This window comes from Pareuzebyella sediminis (genome assembly GCF_008367235.1).
Classification (GTDB): domain Bacteria; phylum Bacteroidota; class Bacteroidia; order Flavobacteriales; family Flavobacteriaceae; genus Pareuzebyella; species Pareuzebyella sediminis.
Genome location: NZ_VTZS01000001.1, coordinates 140105 through 160818, shown reverse-complemented (window position 1 = coordinate 160818; position 20714 = coordinate 140105). Strand labels below are relative to the sequence as shown.

Here is a 20714-nt window from a genome sequence, read left to right as displayed (position 1 = left end):
AATCCGGTATTACATTTTTTTATTAAGGAAAAGTAAAAAATAAAAGTAGGACAGGCCTACGATGCTAATAAAAATAAGGCCTATCATAGGATTAAAAAATGCCATTGCAATAATTGCTATCACTGCAATTACAAGAGCGGTAAGGGGGAATAGCGGGAACATGGGTACTTTAAAGGGGCGTTCCATCATAGGTTCCTTTTTTCGCAGAGCAAAAAACGAAACCATGGAAACAATGTAAAGACTCAGGGCCCCAAAACATGCAATGGTAATTATCTCACCCGTTTTACCCGTAAACAACGCAACTATGCCTACCAACATATTAACGATCAAGGCATTGGCGGGGGTACGAAATTTATGGTGTACCTTTCCTAATATTTGTGGGGCATAGCCTACCCTACCAAATTCAAAGGTAGCCCTGCCCCCGGCCAAAATGATACCGTGAAATGACGCCACTAACCCCAAAAGTCCTATTCCGATCAAAAGCTTATAAAGTATATGGCCACTACTGATAATTTTGGATAAGGCCAAAGGAAGTGGTGAATCTGAAGCTACGGTACTGCCTTCGGGGTAGACCACGGCTTCCCAGCCGGCCACGCCTACAGCGGAAACAAATGTAAGTATACAGAGTACGACCAATGTCAAAATTGCAGATCCAAAGCCAATAAGCACACTACGCTGCGGATTAATGGCCTCTTCGGCTACATTAGCCACCCCTTCGATAGCCAAGAAAAACCAAATCGCAAAGGGAATTGCCGCGAATACCCCAGAAAATCCATGAGGCATGGGGTTCAACTGTAAATTGCTCAATTCAAACTCCGGTAGCGCCACCCCTGCAAAAATCAAGAGTTCAATAACGGCCAAAACCGTTATCACCAGTTCAAAAGAGGCCGCTATTTTTACGCCCAGGATATTGATCATCGTGAAAATAAGATAGGCCCCAATGGCAAATACCATTAGATCAATGGACGGATATAGAAGATGTAAATAGGCCCCAATGGCTGCCGCAATAGCTGGTGGCGCAAATACAAATTCAATGTTTTGTGCGATTCCTGCAATAAATCCCAAATGTTTTCCGAGCCCTCTATTGGCGTATTCAAAGGCTCCCCCAGCCTTGGGTATGGCGCAAGCCATTTCCGTATAACTAAACGTAAAAGTGAAATACATGATTATAATAAAGAACGTAGCTATGGCCAGACCGTATGTACCTCCTTCTGCCAAGCCCAAATTCCATCCAAAATACATTCCTGATATCACATAGCCCACACCGAGACCCCATAACATAAGGGGGCTGAGGACTTTCTTTAATTGGGTTTCGCTCATTTCATATGGGATTATTCGCTATTCTGAAAAAAATCAAGTACTCAAATCTAAATCGTTTCAAAGTATGGTACACAACTCGTTATCAGTTTAAATCTATTGCAAATTTTGAATTTAAAAACATTAAACACCAATTTATTTATAGTTTTAGATAAAAAATCTACTTTTTGAATTATATTAGTTTAATTACCCTATAATTAAAAGTATAATGGTTTTTTTTGGTTTAAATATACTATGACATGAAATTAGACAATAAAGACCTCAAAATCTTGGGTCTACTGCAGGAAGATGCCAATATAAGCAACAAAGAAATTGCCGCCGCCACAGATTTAACCGTAACCCCGGTCTATGAGCGGATAAAAAAATTAAATGCCATGTCGTTGCTCAAGAAAAAAGTGTTTCTGCTTAACCGAAAGAAATTGGGACTGAACGTTATGGTATTGGTGTTGGTGAATATTGAAAAACATTCGGAGGAAGGCGCCCTTGTTTTCATGAACGAAATCAAAAAATTTCCGGAAGTAGTGGAATGTCTTCATGTAACAGGAGCATTTGACTTTCAATTAAAAGTCTATGCGAAAGATATTGAACATTATCATGAATTTAATTTTAAAAAACTGGCCGCTATCAAAAACGTCCGGCATATGGAAAGTCATTTCGTAATGAACGAAGTAATCAATACTACCAGTATTCCATTGTTTGATTGAGTATTTTCAAAAGTTTAATAATGGGAGCATTTTAATAAGGTACGCACCATAAAGTTTCAATCATACAACTTATTATAAATCAACAAATTATAAAGGGAAGCGTCTATTTTTATAATTCACTCTGGTAAAGCGCATTCGCTTATTTGTATCTTTGAAAAGCAAGTAATTTTGCTGTCCGAAAGTTTCAGCATGCGATTAATCCCTATTTTACTTTTTACCTTGAATAGTATGGCTGCACAACACATTTTTGATTTTTCTTTGGAAAGCGACATTTCTGACTGGAACGTTGTAGATGATGTGGTCATGGGAGGCCGATCGGATGGGCATTTTCAACTGTCCCCAGAGGGGCACGGCGAATTTAGAGGAACAGTGTCGCTAGAAAATAATGGGGGCTTCTCTTCTGTTCGCTATTCGTTTGCCCCTATGGCAACCGAGGGAAATACCCACATACGAATTCGTCTTAAGGGTGATGGTAAATCGTACCAGTTCCGAATCAGACACAGCACGGGAATTAGCTACTCCTACAATCATTCCTTCGATACCGCAATGGTTTGGGAAGATATTGTATTGCCATTAAAGGAATTTTACCCTACCTACAGAGGTAGAAATTTAGACCTGCCTAATTTCGAACATGAACATATCGAAGAAATCGCTTTTTTAATAAGTAATAAAAAACCCGAAAAATTTAAGCTCCTTATAGATTTTATACGTCTAGAATGAGCATCGTCCTCCTTGCGATTCCTAAGGATTTATCTGGCCGGAAATCCCCATACCCTCTCCATCTTCCCGGCCGAAAAAAATATCCAAACGTGCTAGGCTGATCGTAGCTAATCCTAAGAAAGCTACATGCCCATCCAACGAATAGTAATGTGGAGCAGAAAAAAATTTAGATTTTACCCTCAGATGAGTGAGATCTTATTCGCCTTATTTGACTTTACCAATAGTATAGTATTAGAGCCCTCTAATTCCTTTCCTACTGATATTGGTGCAAATGTTATAGCAAGATGCCTAAGAAAAAGGGAACATGGCCTTTCTTTAAGATTGACCTTTTCTGAAATAAAAAATGTACATTAAATGTTTTTGAAGCTATCCATATTTTCTTTACTAAAATTTTTATGGTACTAATAAAACAATGATTTGATTTATATTTTCAATGATCATTTTGTAGCGCCTAACCCGATCAGTTTTATTGATGGTTCAGTTCTTTCGACAAAGAATAAATCTAGAAATGAATAAACTTCTTGAGGAATTACTGCTGCTATTTTCAATTGGGGTTGGTTGTATTCCGACAGCGCGATTACTATCTTTAGTAGGAAATATATAAGCTATATAATTGGCTATGAAAAATATTAATAGGAGGATATTTATACGTAATACCCTTTATTCAGGATTGAGTGCTTCAATTATGCCCTCACAGCTAATGGCCAACGATACTGCGACTCATAGTGAGACCATCCTAGAAAATAAGTCTCGAACTTTTCGTAAAAAAAGGGTTATTGTTGCCGGAGCCGGTATTAGTGGACTCTGTTGTGCCTATGAATTGATGAAAAAGGGACATGAGGTCGTCGTGTTGGAAGCCTCGGGTCGACTTGGTGGCGCAGTGCTTTCGGTACATGATGGTCTTGCAGATGGGCTCTATGCAGACTTTGGCGCTGAAAATTTCACACAACCGGGATATGAGAATTACTGGAGGTATCTTAAAGAGTTTAACCTCACTGTTCTCCCTTATTTCCATCGAAAAAATAGATTGACTCGCATAGATGGAGTTTGGCTTACCGATGAGGCCCAGAAGGCGGCTTACAATCAAAAGGTAAAAGATTTAGGTGGGTTTAATAGTAAAGAAAAAGAGTTTCTATTGGCCAACCCTTCATATGACTTAAGCTTCCTATACTTAGAACCATACTTCGATACATTTAAAAATGAATACCAGCCCTTTGGAATTGGATTTGACCATCTTGAAAATATCCCCATATCAGAAATCTATAAACAAGACGGCGCATCAAAGGCGGCCATAGCTACTTTAGGAGGAAGTAAAACATCTGCTCTCTACGCCATATGGCAAGCGTATATAATGCACCTAAGGGGATATGATAAGCCATTCAAGTTATTTCGATTAAAAGGGGGGAATCAAGTACTGACGAACGAGTTCGGAAGACGATTAGGGTCAAGGGTAAGGCTTGATTGCCAAGTTCTGGAGATTGTAAACGGCGAAACGGGGGTAATAGTGAAATATAAAGAATTCGGAGAGACAAAAGAGATATCTGCAGATTATATGGCTTGCTGTCTTCGTACCACTGCACTTAAAAAAATTCCGATCAAACCAACCTTGTCTCCCAAAAAACAATTTGTAATTGACAATCTGGCTTATGATCAAACTACCAGGATCGTCTTTCAAGCTAGGTCTAAATTCTGGTTAAAGGATAAACTAAGTATCAATCTAACCTACAATCATCCGGCACTTACCCATATATGGCAAGTAGCAGATGAAGTAGCGACCGAAAGGGTTTCCCTGATGGCTAAAGCCCCTGGCGGAACCAACCCACTACGAACTTTAGAGGCCTTTAAGGAATTCTACCCAGGGAACAAGTCGAATATTGATATCGAGCAGGTCTTAGTGAAAGATTGGTCAAGCGATCAATTCGTTCATGGCTGCGAAAGACATGGTTTTGGAGATTTGGGAGAATTGTCAAAATTTTGGCCACATACTACGACGCCCCATGGTCGAATTCATTTTGCCGGAGCCTATGCGGACAATAGAAGTTGGGGTATGGAAGCGGCTACGAATTCAGCTATCAGGGTGGCCTTAGAAATCGAAAAAGCGTAATTATTGTCACAATCAACTACAGAGTGAGATCTATTTTAGTTTTTCTGTTAGTAATAGCGGGTTGCATATCGAATAAAAAGGGTTCAGCTATAGAGAACACGTTTTACCCCTACCATTCTGAAGATTATGGAGCTTTTAAGAATTCACGGATATCTCTGGCTTCACTGATGTTTTGGCAAGAAAATACATACCCTCACAGAATACAGGAAATGGGCAGTCCCCAAGTAAAAATACGCCTACCTCAAGACACTGCAAACAGCTATGAATGGAATGCGTTTGTGCGTTATTCCATTGATGTTTTAGACACCATCGATGGCGCTTCAAAATATGGCGAGATCAATGAGGGGGAAGTATTTTTAGAAATAGAATTTATACCAATTGAAAATGCAGAAGAGCTTGTTGAAAAAGTGCTAAAGGATAGACTAAAAAAGGCTAAAAAAGAAACGGAACATATGGGGCTGGCATTAATGAAAAATTCAACCTGCTTCGGTTGTCATGCGGATAAAGCAACACATACGGGCCCATCATTTTCGGAAATTGCCGATAGATATGAAAATACATCAACCCATATCGTATCACTTTCAAATTCTATTTTAGAGGGTTCCAAAGGTCTTTGGGGTAATACGGAAATGCCTTCAAATCCCGATTTGACCGTTTCAGAAACGGAACAGATATCAAAATTCATTCTTGAGCAAGGGGCAAAGAAAAATAACTGGATTATACCTGGGCTGGAAGGAACGTTTCGAATTATCGAAAAGCCAAAAAATATAGAGCAAGGATTCTATATTTTGACTGCCAGTTATACGTCTACTTCAAAAATGAGAGGACAAGATTCCATTCTACTTAACATTCGATAATGTCTTAGTCCGGTTGAAAACAATTTCGAAATCCAAAAAAGATAATCAATTGATTTGTTGACGAAATTATGAGAACTTATAATAAAATGCTTTACTTTCTGATATTATAAAGATATCATTTGTGCTTTTCAAAATGATAGTAAAAATCCCAGATTTCATCCACCACGATATTTGGTGACAAATAGGAGCCTTAATAATCGTTCCACTCTCAAATCCACCTCATTGATTGAAAAATGATTCCCAATTCAAAACAAAAATTCTTGTTCGGATTGGCCTAGCCAAACAAAAATGTTATGCACTGGAATAACCTATAGACAAGCACAAAGACGATTCAGCTATTGATGGTGTATTGACCAATAACCTTACAGTTTTGTTTACCGACCTCATAAAAGACCTAAAGCTATTTTCAAATTGTTTTAAGACTTTTACTTATGTATAATTTGCTATTAAATTGCTTATAAGCAACATTTTCGCTTTAAATGCGACCAAGGTTTTCGTCGTACGAGCCAACTTTAGTGTTTTATGTATAATCAAATCCTCAATTATTCGTTTTAGTAGCACTATATTAGTATTCTTATTCGGGCAAAAAAATCCTTCAATCGTGACTTTGAAATTTCCTCAATCCGAGAAAAGGTCACTAATTGATTAATAAGCCTCTTGAGGGTCAATTCGATCAAGTTAATCGAAATGGTATTCATGACTAAAAATTTCCCGTTTTGATTTTAATTGCATCATTGAATCACTATCAAAATCAGAAAAGTACTATGATTAGTTTTGTTAATTGGATGATTATGACGAAGAAAGTGTCCTAGAATGAAAGTTAGTATCTCTCAACCCACCCTTTTCCCTTGGTTAGGTTATTTTAATATGATTAAAGAGGCAGATGTCTTTGTTTTTTTGGATAATGTCCAATTCAATAAACAGACGTGGCATATGCGAAATCGTTTAAAAATAAGGACAAACGTTGAAGAGGGGGAAATTTGGGTTCGAATTCCAACAAGGGCTGCAAAATCAAATACTTTAATTAGGGATGTCATTATCGATAATAACCAGGATTGGAAACAAAAACACTTAGATATCTTTCAGAGCAACTATGGCAACGATTATAAAAGGATAACTTTTCTAAAAAATCTATACCTAAAAGACTGGCAAAAAATTGCAGATTTTAACATAACCTTCATTACATTATGTTGTCAATTTCTTGAAATACCAACTAAACTCGTTCTGGCTTCAGAATTGGAAGCAAAAGGAAAGAAAAGCCGTCTAGTCTTAGATATTTGTAAGAAATTGAATGCCGACGAATTATTGGCCAATAATGGCTCAAGGGACTATTTGGAGAAAGACAAGGAAATTTTTGTAAAGGAACATATCAAGGTGACTTATCATAATTATACACATCCTCGGTATAGGCAGTCCGGAGATGTATTCCTTGAACATTTGTCCGTTTTGGATCTCTTATTCTCAGAATTGGAAAATTCGAAACACTTCATTTGAATACCGGTTTAACTAGAGGTTTAGCTATTTTTAAGACCTTTCGCAACGACGCACTTCCGAATGCAAAACGGATCAATTATATCCATTAAAACAACTTCAAAGGTCTATGTTATCCCAGCATTCTTTTTATCCAGGACTTATTATTGCCTTCTGACTGTCCGAAACTATAGGTACTATCATATCCGGTTTTCGTATAATCGGTACCATTCATTAAGAAGACCATGTTGGGCAATCTTTTATTATCGTACATTTTTCTTGGGATATGTAACAATTTTTCACTTAAAAAATTGGCTCTCAGCACATAGATAAATAAATCGGCGTAGTGGCTTAGTAGTAACGTGTCGGTGGCAATATTCAGTGCTGAAGTATCAACAATGATATAATCGTAACATTGCTTACTCTGTATCAAAAGTTCAGTAAACCTTTCGTTCGCCAATAACTCCGCTGGATTTGACGGTACACTTCCAGCTCCCAAAATATCAAGATCGGTTTCTTGATCATGCATGATAACGTCGCTAAGGCCCAAACTTCGGTCGGTCAAAAATTGGGTTAATCCTTTTTGTTTTTTCTTTTTTAGGTAAGTTGAAACTGCGGGGTTTCTAAGATCTGCTTCTATAAACAATACTTTTTTGTTCAGCAAAGCCAATGAAGTACCCAGATTAAGAGCCACAAATGTTTTTCCCTCTTTTCTTATCGTTGAGCTTATCATAATTATTTTTGCCTCTTTAAAACTTCTTTGCCCTCCAACAAAGCCTTTATTCTCACTTTTTACAGTATCAAAATAAGAATCAAACATGATTTTCTCCATAGAAGATACTTCCCCTGTTTCAACAGTAGATTCGTATACTTTTTTCTGGCTAATTGTGGAGTCCTTAGTATGATTTAGGAGCAAGTAATTGACATTTGTCCTTAATAAACGAAACGACTCTGCGACATTGCTTTGCCCTTTATTAAAGGCAATGAATTCATTTTTCGATGTCAGCGGTGGTATGCACCCAATAGTCGAAGTTTGAAGGATGTCTTCGATTTCTTCAGGAGTATTAATTTTATTATTGAACAAGGAACGAATAGTAATCAGCGAAACAGGCATTATTACGCCTAACATAATACTGGCTAGAAGTACTATCATTTTTCTTGGTGCAACTGGATCTCTACTACCGTACGCTTTATCGACGATTTTGGCATTAGGTGCGGTTACTGCCAACGAAATGGAGTTTTCTTCCCTTTTTTGCAGCAAATAGAGGTATAAGGTTTCGTAAGTTTCCTGTTGGCGTTGTATGTCCCTAATTTCTCTTACCTGTTTAGGATTGGATGATATTTTTGAATTCAATTTTATTTCTTGAAGTTTAGCATCATCCAACGAAATTTTTAAAGACGTTCGTGTATTCAGCAAGCTTCTATCAATGCTTTCCCTTAAATTTTCAATTTGATTATTCAAATTTAGTATAACGGGGTTTTCTTTGTTGGCGCTTGTAGATAATCTATTGCGTTCCAAGATCAAATTATTATAATTGATGGTATTTTGACCATCGTTTTCGTTAAGTAATCCTAAATTTGCAGGAATTAGATCTTCCGTGTTTGATTTCATATACTCCATTACATAATCTATCAACTTAATTTGTGATGTTATCTCGACAATTCGATTTCCCAAATCAACATTGGACGCAATGGCCAAACTAGCTTCAGAATCTAGATTACTTAAATTGTTTTTTGTTTTATACGATTGAACTCCTTGGTCCAAACTTTTTAGCTCCACGGAAATATCATCAATTCTATTACTAACGAATTCATCAGTATTTTGGGCAATTCTTCTTTTATACTCAATAGCGTCTTTGTTGTAATTAATTACCAAATTATCCAAGATGTCCTTTGCCTTAGATTTCAATGGGTCTTGCAATTTGAGAACAATAAGATTAGAATTCAAATTATCAGGAACAACTTCAATACGTTTTGTAAGGTCAATCGAGACATCTTCTATGGGCCTTATTCTTATAGTGATTTCATCTCCTGCAATCACACTGTCAATTGCGGCAGGAGTGGCTACTAAACTCCCGAATTCACATGGGATTACTTCACCGAAAGAACCCTCCCCTAATTGATTGCCGTCGATGTCTAGCAAATTGTACTTTGTCGTAGATGTTGCATTAATCGAAAAAATGGTATCCAACTCATTGATTTTTAAGTCATCTACAACCAAATTTACATTGAAGGGTTTCTCCTTTTGATACACTTCTTTGAACGAAAATCCACTTTTAGTATAAAAGGTCACATTGAGTTGCAATTCTTTGACTACACTTTCAATTAGGGTTTTTGACTTTAAAATACCTATTTCTGTATCCAAAGAAATTTTAGGGCCTTCGAATAGCCCAAGATCTGCGAAAGTCGAGATTTCAGAGCTTGAACCACCATCATTACCCTCATCGTTTATTAAAATAATGGAAGATACTTGATATTCGTAAGTTGCGAATTTTAGGTATAAAAATGCAAAAGTTATGGATATGGCAAGACTTACTAAAAACCACTTCCAGTGAAGGGCAAATTTTATAAAAACTTCTCTCAATTGAATTTTGTTATTTCTGGAGGAATTGGCAGTAGTATCTGGCATGTTCATTTATTTAATACTGGAAACCTTAAAATATTCTAGTAACTTCAAGACTAATATGATGTTAAAACTAGGGTAACAGACAGAAGCCTTAACCCCTTTAATAAATTTGGTATGGACACTATCGGGGGTCTAATGTCTTCAACAGAGCATAAAGGGAGTTTGGAATTATCCCGAGTGTTAACGGAATAAGGGCATACGTATATTTATAAAACGGTAATTTCATTTTATGATAACCCTCTAACCGTAATTTAAAGTCATTCCACCTGAATTTAAATGTCTTTCTTGCTACATATTTACCATCCATTCTGTATTGCAACAGATATTCAGGCAGATTATGAAATCTTAATCCCGCGCTCGCCGCTCTAAACCACATGTCATAATCTTGCGATGTAGTGTATTTTACATTGTAAAAGCATAATTTTTCTAAACTACTTTTTCTGAACATAACCGTTGGGTGCGACATCGGGCATAGTTTCGGAAGCACACTAATAATATCATTATGGCTTATAGGGGTAGTTCTTGTTCCTAAGACCACGCCGAATTCATCAATGTTCTTTGAAAATGAACCTATGATATCTACTTCCTTATGTGTTTTTAAGAATAGCCTCTGTTTTTCGAATCGAGTTGGTTCAGATATATCGTCAGCATCCATTCTTGCAATATATTTGCCTTTTGCAATCGACAGGGCCAAATTCAAATTTCTTGTGAGGCCCATGTTATCCGCATTATTTATCAACGTAATATTCTTATGCTTTTTTTCGTATTCTTTTAAAATGGCCAGAGAATTATCTTTTGAACAGTCATTCACAATAATGAATTCAAAATTTTTATAAGTTTGGCTTAAAACGCTGTCAACGGCTTCTTTTAAGTATTGTTCCGCATTATACACAGACATTATTACTGATATCATTGGCAGTTTTCTTTAATGATTAAACATATTTCCCTGTGCCTACTCAGATCTAAACAGCAATAAAATAAGCCCTTAGGCAAGAGGCTTAACTGTTATGAAAAAATCACTTTCATTAGCAAAATTAAAATTGTAGCTAGCCTTATTACATAAATATCTTTTTTCAAAAATTGTATTGGTGATTGGGACCAATAACTATTAAGAATGTATTATTATTCAGGAATATTTTTTCCGCCATGATTTTGAACGATTCATTTTATCCTGAAGCGCTAAATTATGATTTGGGCTAGGTAGGTCGATATATGACCCTAGTAATTCATCATATTTATTCTCTAGCGGAACTAAAGGCAGCAAACCACTACCTGGAAAAAATGTCAATTCGCCAAAGATTATTTTATTGGGAGGGTTGTAAAAATCGACTCGAACGTATGGAAATGGAGCACTAAGTTTTTTTGCAATCGCTATCATCTCCTTAATCTGATCTGGGGGAGGAACGATATAATCGGATTGTTCAAATTTGTCATATGTAAAATCTACTTTATTCCATTCTATGTCATAAAAATCTACATAGTGTTTTCCATCACGATCATTATTGATCTGTAAAAATTTAGGTTCTCCATTAAAGCACATGAATTTATAATCAACTAATGGCTCATGATCTATGAACCTCTCAATTAAAATTCTACGTGGGATATGATGGTAATTCCACTCTCGGCCAAAGGCATATACGTTTAATTTCAACCAAGAATCAATTATTTCCTTCCACTTTTTCCAATCTAGTTCATTTTTATCTTTACAAATAAGATTCTGGCCACAACCGTGCGTTGTTTTTGCAACGAAGCTATTTGGCAAGGAATCAAAATCAATATCATCGGCCTTTTTATAGACACCGAGTATTTCGTTTAGTAATGCTTTATGTCCATGGTTCTCTAAATACTGATGCACAGCGTATTTATCGCTACAAATCGGCATTTTATCATTCCTATAAAATAATTTGAGCCATTGTAATTTTTCGGTATAGGTATTTGGGTTGATTAAATTAATTTGACGGCCAAATCGCTTCTTGTAAGTGGTTCTTATATACCTCTCATCTCCAATGCTTGCTAATGCTATTTTTTCAAGGATCGCCCTAAAACGGGCATATAAAAGAATTCCCCTAGCGGACTTTAAGGATTTTTGCTTTATTAATTCTTTAAAACGTGAAATCAAATTTATAGTTCTTTTAATCTATTAAAATTAATCTAAAACTATTGACTACGAGACTATTACCGTATATTCAAACTATACATTGTAAGTGCAGCGGTAGTTTCTTTGAAAAAACTCGATGAATCGCCTAGAAATATGTTAATCTGGAACTAGAATTAGGAAATAGGCTACTTATTCTGACTCTACATGTAGGGACGATTTTCCAGATAAAAAATAAATTTCCCTTTCATTTTATAAATGTTGAGGTAATGTTAAGGTGATTAAAAATATTTGTAGGGTAAAATAGTTTTAGAGTAAAACAATCAACTGGTCTGTAACCAAGAAAATGGTCAGTTTCATTTTCGTTGATTTTTTTTATACCGTATTAGCTAGTTATACATGAAATGACCACTATCATCACACCTATAACCCGATTTCTTGTTGGAAGAAAAACCACCGAAAACATTTCTGCTTCCATTTTTTGGTTTTGTTAACCCTAGGCTTTTTGTCAAATAACATTGATTACCTTCACTTATAGAATTACCCAGCTGCTTAATTAAGTATTTTCAATCTTTCTATATAGCGAGATTATAGTAGCAGCAAGTTCCTTTACCTTAAACCTGAATGCAGTTTCAGTTAAAAAGAATAATCTTTTGGCCATACTGGGGCAATACGTATTTAACAAAAGTTCTTTTTCCAATAATATTTGTTCAGTAATTCCTTTGGAGTTCGATATGCCTCCATCAGACATTACCAATAGTGGTCGATTTAAAAAATTAAAGCCATAATTGGATTTATAAATTCTGAACATTAATTCCGCATCGGAAGCAATTTTATAGTCTAAATTGAAGAGGCCTATTCGGTCATAAATAGCTTTTGGAACGAATGTCGCAGGATGTCTCACCCCATTTTTATACTGTTCCATTTTTTTCAAAAACCGCTTTTCACTTGTTTTCAATAATTGCTCTTTATCCCCATTTTTAAATATTAGTTCTCCTGTAATAACACTAGCAAGGTTAGAGTTTACGTACGCTTCGAAAACAATTGACAGGGTGTTTTCAAAATAATAATCATCAGAGTTCAATAGCCCTATAACTTTTCCTTTCGCAAGCGAAATTCCTTTGTTCATGGCATCATAGATTCCCTCGTCAGGCTCGGTGAGATGTGTTAGGTTTCCCTCGAAGAGTTGTTCGTACTTCTTGATGATTGAATTGGTTCGGTCAGTCGATCCCCCGTCGATGATAATGTATTCAAAATTCTTATGTGATTGATTTAAAACCGATTTTATAGTGCGCTCAATGGTATTCTCACTGTTATAAGAAACTGTAACTATGGAGAAATCTTGCGCCATCTTACTCGGTTTTAATCCAATAGAAGGTTACAATAAAAAAGATGAAGTCAAAATTACCGATCAGAATATCGCTGTCGAAAAAAGCCCGCATCGTTAATAGTATGAGAAGCCAGAGGATATAGTTATTCTTTTTCTTTAAATATTTATAGGCAGATACAAAATAAAGAGCAACAAGAAAGAAACATCCTATTCCGACCCTTGAATGAAATTTAATAAAGGAATTATGAGGATTACCCCCAAATTCATTATACATGGGAAGATGGGTAACATCCACTCCTGTGAGAAGATTTAAAAAGTTTAAATTCTCCCAATAAATTTGCCATAATTCCCAACGAGGTGTGTCAAGTCCTGAATCTAAGTTTGTATTTGTGATTATATCGGTTCCCAGTGTCAGCCAAAGAAAATAACAAAGCCCGATAAATATGCACATTGCAATAAAAAGAATTCTCGGTCTTTCGATGAACTTATAATAAAAGACAACCATAAGCAATATCGAACTTACGATCAAGCTAGTTCTTCCCACCAGAAAAAATGAGAGTACAAGAGCTATAATTGCTGGAAACAACGGTAAATAGTTATGGTTCAGTTTTAAATGAAACAGCAAAAATATGGTCCAAAATATAACTGCAAACCCCGCATGGTTTCTACTTAAACCTTCATAAATTAAATTCTCATGGGTATTTAAGACAAATAAATGATAACCAATAAATAAAATGGTTATTAAATAAGATAGCACGACCCATAGCGTAAGCTTTTTATTGTTGAAATTGATGTAAAGAAAAGACAGTAACAAATTACCTAAGAGCGTCAAAGACCCTCCAAAATTGTTCTCGGTAAAAAATAGATTTAATAACGAGGTACCGAGTAAGATAAGAATAAAAAGCATGGACTCCGAAAAATGATTTTTATTCTTTAGCGGAAAACACAAAATAAAAACTACAATAGAAGTTGCCGCACTGGCTATCAGAAGTATTCTTTCCTGTAGAATATCTGTAAATGCCATTAGAACAACTAGCACTCCGATGAAATGACTGAGGTAGCTATTTCTTTCCAGGGTTGTCTCCATTGCTAATCAAGGGTTGAATTCTTTAAAGTCAAATAAATCGATAGATTGGTTTTAATAACTTCAATTTGTATGGTCAGAAAATATTCTTTCGTAATCTACTCGAGGTATAAAATCTAATGCGCCATGCTCGGATGCATTATAGAGCTTTGCATTCTTATCCAGAACATTAGTATACATGGTTTTTAAATGCTCGAAGGTTTTACCATATGTCTTGAGATAAAATTCGTTATCGATATTAGACTCAAGGAGTATTTTTTTGATGCTTTCTTTTTCTTCTTGAGTTTTCGAATAAGAATGCCCCCATTGATCATTGACTTTATTGTACTCAAAATGCTCAAGAAATCCAGTCATGTCGACGCCTAAAAGATAAATTTCGCTAAAACCCATATAGAGCGCCGTGTTGATAGCGTACACAATTACATTTTGAAAACCAGGCGTAATCCGGTGAAGTGATGATGCTTTTTTTTGCCAAGGCGTATATGTTTTACGATTATATATAAAAATGAACTTGTGATGAGGAAATAGTTTAAGAAAGTTAGAACGCCTCCGATACGGAATAATATAGGTCATCTTTGGATTTGTTTCTTTCGTCTTTGCAATTAAATCTATTTTTGTTTGATCATCTTTATTCTCGGCGTCAAGACCAAAAACGACTGGGTCAAAAAATAAGTGGTAATCCGAATTTAGTATTTCGAAGTAATCACTTTTCATTATATAGTTTACCGTAAACACATGCTCATTGGTCAGTTTGGTCAAATCATGATATTTTAAGGATGGCCCATTACCTACAATAAAACATCTTTGACCCGAATGTGAATCTTTCAACATTTTATTTCTAGACATTTCACTTCTTAAATCTTTGCTCATCAAAAACTTCATGTAGAACTGGATATCGCGCAGGTAGTTCTCTATAAAATTTACAACAGACATCGCAACTCTTTCTCTTCGTCCAAACATGGTTTAAAGGCTTAATCTAGGGGTTATATATTAATGAAATTAGGGTTCATTACCACCGATTTCACGACCGTTTTCAGCTTCAATAATATGCTATAATTAAGAATCAAGAACAGTACTAATGGTATTAAAAAAAAGTAATTTGGTGCTGAAAAAAGTACAAGCCCACAACTTAAAATATAGGGGGCCAATAACCGCATGGGATAGATGTCTTTCCATACGCTCTTCATGGTCGTGTCTAATTGTAGCAAGCTTCTTCCCATCAGGCCTTGCATATAGACATAAATAAAATAACTTAAAGTCGTGGCCAGTATTACATGGGTGAAGGGTACATCAAATACTTTTATCAATACTAGCGCACATATTATATTTATAAGTAGTACCGAAAAAGCCAGCCTACCTAATTTTTTTTCATAACCTTTTGCAATTAAAAGACCGGAATAACCAAACGAGTTGGTATAAAGAACCACGGATAGAGCGATTAACTTAAAAGCTTTTGATGAACTTTGATATTGTGGGAATAGCAATAAAAACAATGGAAAAGATAAAATGGCGATATGCACTAGAAGATGGGAAGTAGTTACATAAGCATCCCTTACTTTCTCTAGAAGGGCCATATTCTGATCATTGGTAGAAGAAGCAAAACGGTTCAACATTTTTGGGAAAATCAAAAAGGAAAAGGCTTGCAGCAGCATTAATACCACATTGGCAAGCGAGAATGCAAAGGTGAAAAAACCAAATTTTTCTACGCTATAAAAGCCGCTTACAAATGATCGTGTTGAAATAACTATAAGAAAAAAAGAAGTGTTGTAAACAAATAAATGCCAGCCTTTTATCTGAATAAATTTAAACAATCGTAAAATAAATATGGGCTTCAGCTTTACAGGACTTTTGATCACATATAAAATAAAGGCGAAAAGGAAGGCCAAAAAATTAGCGACTACTAGTGCCCAGAGTAAGTTACTTTTCTTAAAAAAAACAATTGCGAGCAATATTAAAATAGGAAAAATCGTTTGTTGGAAAGCAATTTCAAAGAGTCGACCATACACCCTAAATATAGAACTAAATAAAGCATTAAAATATCCCAGGATTCCAATCAAAACCACAAACAGTGCATAGGTTGAAAAGTCATATTTTTTACCTAAATCAAGATTGAAAATTGCATTGGCAATAAAAAACAAGATTACAATTAGGGAAAGCGCTATAAGCAACGTTAGGGAAGTGCCGATAATTTTCCGTATATAAAAGTCGTTACTCTTATTGACCGAAATAATGGCAGTAACAGCGTGGGAGATACCAAAATTGATATGATTCAGATATTGGATAATCAAGCTTATAAACCCCCAAATACCCAAATAATAGGGCCCTAAATATACCGCAATGAAGAGCGAATTAATAAAATGTATTAAATACGTTCCATATCGGCTAAAAAGAAAAAGGACAACCTTATTTTTTAGGGCTATTTTTATGGCTGGTTTAAGATTTCCCATGTCCTTCTATCGCCGCTGAATGTAAAGGATCTCCTTTTTCAATGTCTTTTGCTGCCTTTTCCCCCAGTATATCCTTGTAGAATTTTGGATGCATACCAAAACCTGGCCTGATACTTCTTATATTATTTTCTGTCAGCAATTCTCCTGCTTTGATGTCTTCCGCAACATAAAGAGATCTGCAAAAATCCCTTCCCTTTCTTTGCTTTTCAGTAAGCTCGTAACTTACAATACCTATTGCGCTTTCCGCTTCGCGGATGGCTCTCACCATGTCGGTGAATTCAGCTTCGTTCATTGAAAAGGATGCATCGGCCCCTCCTATAGATCGATCTAAGATAAAATGCTTTTCTATGATTTTGGCTCCTAAGGCCGTGGCTACCACTGGAACTGTACTGCCCATAGTATGGTCGGAAAGTCCACTAATTACATCATAACGCTCGGCAAGATTCTTCACCATACACATATTTGCTTCCTCAATCGGCGCTGGATAACTAGAGGTGCATTTTAGAAGCGCAATATTGGTATTTCCCATTCTCTTACAAGCGTCCAAGGCCAATTCTATGTCTTCTTGTCCGGCAATGCCCGTTGAAATGATAACGGGTTTTCCCTTAGAAGCAATAAGTTCGATCAACGGAATATCCGTAATTTCAAAAGAAGCTATCTTATAGGCGGGAACATTCAGGGTTTCCAAAAACTCGACTGAAGTCGGGTCAAATGGGGATGAAAAACAAATGAGGCCTTCTTCTTTGGCCGCTTGCATTATGTCGTAATGCCACTCCCAAGGCAAATGGGTGGTTTTGTACAAGTCATGAAGATATTGACCGTCCCATAGCGTGCCTTGATTAATCTTAAAATCATCCTTGGTTGAATCCAAGGTAATTGTATCGGCGGTAAATGTTTGTAGTTTAATGCAATTGGCGCCAGCTCTCTTAGCCGCTTTTACAGTCTTTAATGCCGTTTCTATATTGCCATTATGGTTCGCCGATAACTCCGCGATAATGAAAACTGGAGAGTTTTTATCAATCATAAAATTTCCTATAGTCATACTTTTCATTTCGTTATTCATGTTACGTATTCTTCATAGCCTTTATAGAATTTTCTGCCGATAACGTTTTTACGATTATCCGACAACGGAAAACCCAAGCTATCTTCAATTGACCATATCAAATCCTCAAAACCAAACAGATGCCGAAAGTATATGGTACTTGAAAACCTCGGATTTATTTCAAAGACCATAGGTATGCCTTTATGCAATCTCAATTGAATATTTATGCTTCCTACCAAATTCAACTGCACTGCCAAATTTTCCAAAATAGCGGTAATAGCAGTATTCTCAACAACTTCTCCATATCCGCTATAGCCTTTTTCAAGTTCTCTCTTAAGAACAATGGACCGTATTTCACCTTTCTGGCTTCTAAATAGCCCGCACGTATATTCCCCATCTTTATATGGAATAAACTCCTGAACCACAAAATCATCCCTGTCCTTTCTTGTGTAAAAGAAGAATTCATCCATCGTATTGATCTTATGTAGATCTTTGCTGCCCGACCCCGTTCTAGATTTCAGGATAATGGGGAAAGTTTCGATTGTTTTGATATCTTTTGCCAAATACGTTAAAGGAAAAGGCAAGCTTCTGCACTTTAAAAATTCAGCTGTTTCGTATTTGTCAAAACCAACCTTCAATGCCAGTCTTGAAGCCGTAATCATTTTGGCTCCCCCTATTGTTTCCAAAATATTTTGGTCTGAAAAAAATCGCAACTCCGGTTCTGCTATCGGTATCACGATATCTATCTCGTTTTCGTCAATAAAAAGCTCCATTTTCCTTAAATAATTTGGATGGGTAAAAGGCAATCCGACAGAGAAATTAGGATAGATAAATTTTGCAGCATTTTTATCGGAAATATCAATTCCGAACAAGGTATTGGTGTATTTAGATTTGGATAGTATCTTTCCGATACTCTGACCAATATCCCCTCCGCAGCCCGTAACCAATATATTTATCAATTTTCCCATACGTAATGAATCACTTTCGTTTTAAAATTTCCGTGAGATACCGTATTTCACAATCCTTGTTTTTAACTTCGTTCAACAACTTTTCACTGTCATAGTCGGTCGTTACTATTTGGAGACACCCATTTGCGGTATTGATTATAGCCCATGACGCTTTACCGCCAATTTGTCTGGATTGCCCCACAGAACCAGGATTAAGTAAAATGCTATTTGCGTTTTTAATCGCAAATGCATAATGTGAATGCCCTATTAGCACAAAATCGTATTCCTTTGAATCGCACTTCAGTATGGTTTCGGTATCGCAATCGGGATATATATAATCGTCGTTAGCCCATGGGCTTCCATGGCACATCAACATGGAGATACCATTAAATTGTACGGATTTCGTTTCCGGTAAACCACTAAGAAAAGTAAGTTGCTGATCGGTAAGCTTATCTATAGCTTCTTGATGACCACTGCCGTATTTTAGTCGAATCGACTCGCTCATTTTAGGTTGGGCGACCAAGTCTTCAAGTATTCTTTCATGGTTTCCTTTAACGATGTCATAGCTCCACTCTGAAAGAAGTTCCAATACTTTATCGGGATGATAATAATAGCCCACAAGATCTCCGAGAATCAATAGATGCTCTACATGTTCCTTCTTGGCTTTCTTGAGCACTTCTCTGAGTGCATCAACATTACCATGTATGTCCGATATGATGGCTATTTTCATATTATCGTATTTAATATTTCGGATGCAGCAGCCTCAGGTGACTTTAGCTTACCATCTTTTTCCAATTTCTGAAAATCAGACTTTCCCGGGAAATTACTTGCTCGAATATATTTTTGCATCCGGGTATCCAAGACCCCCGGATCGACATTGAAGAAACGATACTGGCTATACTCCTTCTCAGCTATATCAAAGAACATTTTCATAAATGCTTTGGAAGAACAATATAGAGACCAATTTTCAATAGCGTTGCTTGCCGCACCAGAACTTATATTTACAAAGGTTAATTCGTTGTCGCTAAAGTATCGAAGCAGGTAATTTGTAATCAACATTGCCGCCTTAACATTTATAGATAAGGTTCTATCGATATCTTTTTCTTCTAAGGATTCAATTTTTACTATAGGGTCTATAATACAGGCGTTGTTCAGAAAATAAACCTCTTGCTCACCCACTAAATCTTTGAGCACCGAAATTTTTTCCCCTATACCATTGTCGGACAAGTCTATTTTGAGTAATCGAAAGTTTGCCGATGGATAAGCATTTTGCTCTACGCTGGCACTTCTCGATATCGAAATAATAAAATGATTTTTGTTCTTGACTAGGACATCTACAAATGCCTTTCCCAAACCCCGATTCGCCCCCGTAACGATGAACACTTTTCGCATAAATCAAGTTTTTTCCAAGGTGTTGAACCTAGTATGTATAATTACATCTTTGAAAGCTCCGCTAATCAAGCAATGTTCCTTTAATACCGCTTCCCTTTTAAATCCGTTTTCTTCTAATATGGGATAAATCTCAGGTCTTACATCAAATGCATAGGTGAAGAGTTTATGAAAACCCAATTCCTTATAACCTACTTCTGCGATCAAAGTCAGAAATGTAGACATCTGAAATGCATACCGTTTCTTATCTATCATGGTGTTTGTAATGAAAGATATTTCTGCATTTTGATCTGTCCAGTTTATATGTACTAAGCCACCATAACCTATGCAAGTGTCTCCTTCAAGATATGAGAAAAGAATTTGGTCAGGTTGTTCATTACTGAATAAATTTGCGACAACAGTACTGAAATAGGCATCTTGTTCTTTTTTAGATAGTGGCCGATTCTGCCTAAGATGAAACAATTGCTCGTTTCGCCATTGTAATATGGCATATCTATCTTCCATTCGGATAGGAACAATGCGATAGTTACCTTTGCTAAATGTTTGTTTCTTCAAAACTTTGTAGCTATCATTCATAAGCTT

The 20714-nt window shown here is 36.2% G+C and carries 18 protein-coding genes; 5 read left to right on the top strand and 13 right to left on the bottom strand.

Going from position 1 to position 20714, the window contains the following annotated elements:
• Nucleotides 1–9 precede the first annotated feature (9 nt).
• On the bottom strand, nt 10–1320 hold the full coding sequence (eat, locus tag F2B13_RS00695; protein WP_149276987.1) for an ethanolamine permease: 1311 nt from the start codon (nt 1318–1320) through the stop codon (nt 10–12).
• 236 nt (nt 1321–1556) lie between these two features.
• Here eat and F2B13_RS00690 point away from each other — a divergent pair, with 236 nt between their 5' ends.
• The 5 genes from F2B13_RS00690 (at nt 1557) to F2B13_RS00670 (ending at nt 7196) form a co-directional block, all read left to right on the top strand.
• Entirely contained in the window at nt 1557–2021 is a 465-nt protein-coding gene (locus F2B13_RS00690) for an Lrp/AsnC family transcriptional regulator (RefSeq protein WP_149276986.1), read from the top strand.
• A 228-nt stretch (nt 2022–2249) separates the two neighbouring features.
• The gene (locus F2B13_RS00685) at nt 2250–2741 is read left to right on the top strand and encodes a CIA30 family protein (RefSeq protein ID WP_149302717.1); all 492 of its coding nucleotides are present in this window, start codon (nt 2250–2252) and stop codon (nt 2739–2741) included.
• Between the two features lie 619 nt (nt 2742–3360).
• Nucleotides 3361–4845 carry a flavin monoamine oxidase family protein gene (locus tag F2B13_RS00680; RefSeq protein ID WP_149276984.1) on the top strand — a complete coding sequence of 495 codons (1485 nt, stop codon included), beginning with the start codon at nt 3361–3363 and terminating at the stop codon, nt 4843–4845.
• Between the two features lie 23 nt (nt 4846–4868).
• Nucleotides 4869–5702, top strand: coding sequence for a c-type cytochrome (locus F2B13_RS00675; RefSeq protein ID WP_149276983.1), 834 nt, complete (start codon nt 4869–4871; stop codon nt 5700–5702).
• Between the two features lie 813 nt (nt 5703–6515).
• Nucleotides 6516–7196, top strand: coding sequence for a WbqC family protein (locus F2B13_RS00670; RefSeq protein ID WP_149276982.1), 681 nt, complete (start codon nt 6516–6518; stop codon nt 7194–7196).
• Nucleotides 7197–7305: 109 nt separating this feature from the next.
• Here F2B13_RS00670 and F2B13_RS00665 read toward each other — a convergent pair whose 3' ends face one another.
• The 12 genes from F2B13_RS00665 to F2B13_RS00610 all read right to left on the bottom strand — a co-directional run bounded on the left by F2B13_RS00665 (nt 7306) and on the right by F2B13_RS00610 (nt 20708).
• Nucleotides 7306–9801, bottom strand: coding sequence for a GumC family protein (locus F2B13_RS00665; protein WP_198440058.1), 2496 nt, complete (start codon nt 9799–9801; stop codon nt 7306–7308).
• Nucleotides 9802–9919: 118 nt separating this feature from the next.
• Nucleotides 9920–10711, bottom strand: coding sequence for a glycosyltransferase (locus F2B13_RS00660; protein WP_149276980.1), 792 nt, complete (start codon nt 10709–10711; stop codon nt 9920–9922).
• 213 nt (nt 10712–10924) lie between these two features.
• Nucleotides 10925–11917 (bottom strand): ATP-grasp fold amidoligase family protein, encoded by a 993-nt coding sequence (locus tag F2B13_RS00655; protein WP_149302711.1) that lies wholly within the window; start codon nt 11915–11917, stop codon nt 10925–10927.
• A 532-nt stretch (nt 11918–12449) separates the two neighbouring features.
• Nucleotides 12450–13244: a glycosyltransferase family 2 protein gene (locus tag F2B13_RS00650; RefSeq protein ID WP_149276978.1), complete on the bottom strand. Its 795-nt coding sequence runs from the start codon at nt 13242–13244 to the stop codon at nt 12450–12452.
• Between the two features lies 1 nt (nt 13245).
• A complete protein-coding gene (locus F2B13_RS00645; protein WP_149276977.1) occupies nt 13246–14310 on the bottom strand; it encodes a hypothetical protein in 1065 nt (354 codons plus the stop codon).
• Nucleotides 14311–14370: 60 nt separating this feature from the next.
• Nucleotides 14371–15267 carry a 6-hydroxymethylpterin diphosphokinase MptE-like protein gene (locus F2B13_RS00640; protein WP_149276976.1) on the bottom strand — a complete coding sequence of 299 codons (897 nt, stop codon included), beginning with the start codon at nt 15265–15267 and terminating at the stop codon, nt 14371–14373.
• A gap of 23 nt (nt 15268–15290) precedes the next feature.
• Nucleotides 15291–16754, bottom strand: coding sequence for an oligosaccharide flippase family protein (locus tag F2B13_RS00635; RefSeq protein WP_149302707.1), 1464 nt, complete (start codon nt 16752–16754; stop codon nt 15291–15293).
• Complete coding sequence (gene pseI, locus F2B13_RS00630; protein ID WP_198440057.1) at nt 16741–17796, bottom strand: pseudaminic acid synthase; 1056 nt, start codon at nt 17794–17796, stop codon at nt 16741–16743. Before pseI ends, F2B13_RS00635 begins: the two co-directional genes overlap by 14 nt.
• Before the next feature lie 17 nt (nt 17797–17813).
• Nucleotides 17814–18764, bottom strand: coding sequence for an ATP-grasp domain-containing protein (locus tag F2B13_RS00625; RefSeq protein ID WP_149302702.1), 951 nt, complete (start codon nt 18762–18764; stop codon nt 17814–17816).
• Between the two features lie 10 nt (nt 18765–18774).
• Complete coding sequence (locus F2B13_RS00620; RefSeq protein ID WP_149276972.1) at nt 18775–19473, bottom strand: metallophosphoesterase family protein; 699 nt, start codon at nt 19471–19473, stop codon at nt 18775–18777.
• Entirely contained in the window at nt 19470–20135 is a 666-nt protein-coding gene (locus tag F2B13_RS00615) for an SDR family NAD(P)-dependent oxidoreductase (RefSeq protein ID WP_149276971.1), read from the bottom strand. The genes F2B13_RS00620 and F2B13_RS00615 overlap by 4 nt, the downstream gene beginning before the upstream one ends.
• 3 nt (nt 20136–20138) lie before the next feature.
• Complete coding sequence (locus tag F2B13_RS00610) at nt 20139–20708, bottom strand: GNAT family N-acetyltransferase (protein ID WP_149276970.1); 570 nt, start codon at nt 20706–20708, stop codon at nt 20139–20141.
• Nucleotides 20709–20714 lie beyond the last annotated feature (6 nt).